Below are 3,437 nucleotides of genomic sequence, written 5' to 3' on the forward strand. Positions count from 1 at the left end.
CCTAATTAGCCCACACAAACAGTGGCCCGTTCGTCTATCGGTTAGGACGCCAGGTTTTCAACCTGGAAAGAGGGGTTCGATTCCCCTACGGGCTGCCACTTTCACCAGATAATTTCATTTATGTGGGCTTTTTGGTTGGCTTAGTTGGTTCGTTTCACGATTTTACCACTGCATATATCCCATAGGTTTATGGGTGAGAGTAGCGTCGTCTGCACATGTCTGGTGGCCCCAAGAGGCCCCGCGCAGTCCCCTCTCAAACCCCAGAAATTCCGCGCGCGTCTATGCATCACACATCTCTGAATGTCAGGTTTCTGTTCTGTTTTTCACGCAACATACGGCGTACTAGAGTGGCCTTCGTGACCTGAGTCCCAAGTCTCCTCCAGCTTTGCGCGGAGTCCTTAGGGTTAAATCTTTGGCGTTAAGCTGCCATTTTGTCCATCGCCTTTCTCTGCAAGAATTCCGCCGGCGTCAGGTTGCCCAATGCGGAATGAGGTCTGCGCCAGTTGTAGTCCTCGTGGCATTCTTCAAGCGTTTTGCGGGCCCCGCCCAATGTGCCGAGCAGTGTTTCATTGAGGCATTCATCCATTGCTCAGCAGTGTATATTTACATGCAGGAGAGGGGCGTAGCTTGCCGTTGAAGCTTTCGATGAAGCCGTTCTGCTGGGGCTTTCCAGGCGTGATATAGTGCCAATTGATGCCTGCATCCTGCACCCATTTGAGGATCGCCATGCTGGTAAACTCTGTGCCGTTATCCGAGACTATTGTCTTCAGTGCAGCGCGCTCAGCAATGATGCGGTCCAGTTCTCGAACAACACGATGCCCTGACAAGGATGTGTCTGCAGCCGGCACCAAGTTCTCACGGCTGTAATCATCCACAACGGCCAAGATGCGGAAGCGACGTCCGTCTGTGAGCGCGTCGGATACGAAATCCAAGCCCCAGTGTTGGTTCGGACCATCCGGCAGCACCATTGGCTTTCTCGTACCCAAAGCACGCTGCCTGCCACCTCTGCGCCGTACCTGCAGCTTCTCTTCGCGGTATATGCGCCTCACCTTCTTGTGCCCGCTCATGCGTGTAAAGAGGCACTTCTGGGTGACAGTTCACTGTGAAACCTTCTCACGTGAACACGGCGGCACCCAAACCGTCGCCTTTCTCTTGAAACTCGCTTGATGACATCTCTCAGTTCAATATCATCACCTCGACGCGACAGATATCGGACCGAAGATCGATCAACTCGTAAAACATCACACGCCCGCCGCTGGCTCACATCATGCGCCTCGCACAAGTGGACCACAGCATTCCGCTTAGCCCATGCGTCCATTGTCCATTGTCCTCGGACCAATGGCGGACAAAGGCCACATCGTCACCACTTTTTTTGAGCTTGCCGCTCTCGTCTTCAAGCGCACCCAGCCGCTTCGCATCTGAGGGCTCCACTCTCGGGATCATGCTACGCCTAACCCTGCCGTGCAGCGTATCCCGCCATACTTCGATTTGTATTTGTAGAACGTCGCCGAGCTGATCCCGTGCCGACGACATACGTCAGCAGTCTTCTCGCCAGCTTCCTGTTCCTTGACCCTCTCAGCAGATTGCCACGCAATCGCCTGCCGGGCAGTGCATGATCTATCCGTCCGTGAAACGTGCTGTCATCCGTCCGTCCTTTTGTTGGGCGGACTCTACACAAACTTGGAGGAGCTTTAACGGCGCAGTCAATTGCTCGAAAGAGACCGGAACTAAACCGCGACACGAGCATATCTGGCGCGCGCGTAACCCGCGAATTGGGCGCACTTGTGCGTGTCTACGGGAAGCCAGCTTGTATTGTCAGCGATAATGGGACGGAGTTCAACGGCCGTGGGATCCTGAAATGGGCCGGCGATAACGACGTGGATTGGCATTACATTGATCCCGGCAAGCCTCCGCAGAATGGCTTCATCTATAGCTTCAACGGCAGCCTGCGAGACAAGGTGCTGAATGAGAAGATCTTCGACACGTTAGATGATGCCCGCCGAAAGCTGGCCCTCTCACGATACAACTACAATAACGTCAGACCGCGTTCATCGCTGGGGAACCAAACGCTCGCAAAAGCGCGCTGAGCCCCGGAGCAATTTGAGGGCACCGCGCACGCCGCGCTTGCCCAAACTGGCGAGAGGGGATAGCGACCACAAGTTCAACATTGCGCCCAACCTACTGGATCAGAACTTTGCATCAGATGGTCCCAATCAAAAGTGGGCAGGTGATATTACTTATATCCAGACGCGTGAGGGTTGGCTTTATTTGGTTGTGATCTTGGTTTTACATCGTCGGCGTGGGATCGGCTGGACCGCGAGCAGCAGCCAATATTGTTCACACGACTATCAGAAGGTTCTGCGCCATCATGGCTTCAAGGTATCCCTATCACGGTTTGCGGGCAAACCACTGCCCGGCAGTGGATGAGCGATAACGGCAATTAAAGCAGGACTTATCTGGTGGGAGGCCTGAAACACACGCAGATAAGTCGAGATGGCTATCCTCGAATATATGAATGGCTTCTACAACCCACACCGTCGACACTCAACATTGGGTTGGAGAAGCCCTGTCGCTTTTAAACAAAAGGTAGCCTAAACGAGCAATTGGCGCAGCAAGAAGGAACGACAGGTCAACGGGTCAACGGCCAGCGCTGTGCTGCAACACTGGGTGCTTTTTCGCGAGGCGGTGTATTGCCCTAATCCGTTGTTTCAGGTTCTGGTGCAGGAGCGCTGTCATGGTATTTTTGACCGTCTGCGCCCAGTGTGAAACGTTCAACTTTGGTGTTTCGTCATTCAGCAACATCGACGCGCTATCCGTTGCCTAGCTCTCGTTGCGCAGGCTACGCTCATATCTATCGTTCAAATATAACACAAAAGTAAATTCGTCCAAGCAGTGATGCTTGCTGCAAATGCAGATATTCAGACCGCGCCAGCTCTACGTCGCGTGCGATGTGACCTTTAATTCTGCTATCTTCAACCCCAGCTGGCCGTTTCGCGCACGGTGCGTTTAGGCGTTTGGCACCGCAACCGCCAGGTTAGCGTACCGTCTTAGTGTTCCTGCCTATCCTCGTAAAACGCCACACGCGCACCGCTCAAACGATGCTGCAACCGGTATCGTTACGCTAAATTCGCGACCCATAAACGCCAGCATATTCAGCATCCTGCTCAAAAAGTGCCGCCACAAAAAAACGCCCGCTCCGAAAAGCAGGCGTCTGAAATTGTTTTGATTTTTGCCGTTCGGCGTTAGCGTTTGGAGAACTGGAAGCTCTTACGCGCTTTGGCCTTACCGTATTTCTTACGCTCAACCACACGGCTGTCACGTGTCAGGAAGCCAGCGGCTTTCAAGGCACCACGCAGCGCGGGATCATAAAGTTGCAGCGCTTTGGACACGCCGTGCTTGACCGCACCAGCCTGACCAGACAGACCGCCACCCTTAAC

The 3,437-nt window shown here is 53.8% G+C and carries 1 protein-coding gene, 1 tRNA gene and 3 pseudogenes; 3 read left to right on the forward strand and 2 right to left on the reverse strand.

Annotated features, from left to right (window positions below; all coding sequences use genetic code 11):
* Positions 1 to 23: 23 nt before the first annotated feature.
* Positions 24 to 98: transfer RNA gene (locus ABJQ89_RS07180), tRNA-Glu, on the forward strand.
* A 320-nt stretch (positions 99 to 418) separates the two neighbouring features.
* Here ABJQ89_RS07180 and ABJQ89_RS07185 read toward each other — a convergent pair.
* Positions 419 to 1,595: pseudogene (locus ABJQ89_RS07185) on the reverse strand (IS3 family transposase).
* A gap of 141 nt (positions 1,596 to 1,736) precedes the next feature.
* Here ABJQ89_RS07185 and ABJQ89_RS07190 point away from each other — a divergent pair.
* Together ABJQ89_RS07190 and ABJQ89_RS07195 are read left to right on the forward strand one after the other, a co-directional pair.
* Positions 1,737 to 2,084, forward strand: a pseudogene (locus ABJQ89_RS07190) (integrase core domain-containing protein); the annotation flags it as partial.
* A 61-nt stretch (positions 2,085 to 2,145) separates the two neighbouring features.
* A pseudogene (locus tag ABJQ89_RS07195) lies at positions 2,146 to 2,595 on the forward strand (IS3 family transposase); the annotation flags it as partial.
* A 647-nt stretch (positions 2,596 to 3,242) separates the two neighbouring features.
* On the opposite strand, the gene rpsI reads toward ABJQ89_RS07195, so the two are convergent.
* Positions 3,243 to 3,437 (reverse strand): 30S ribosomal protein S9 (rpsI, locus tag ABJQ89_RS07200; RefSeq protein ID WP_348495578.1); only part of this gene is annotated, 195 nt, incomplete at its 5' end.

Origin of the sequence: Planktotalea sp. (assembly GCF_039984035.1) — a bacterium.
GTDB lineage: Bacteria > Pseudomonadota > Alphaproteobacteria > Rhodobacterales > Rhodobacteraceae > Planktotalea.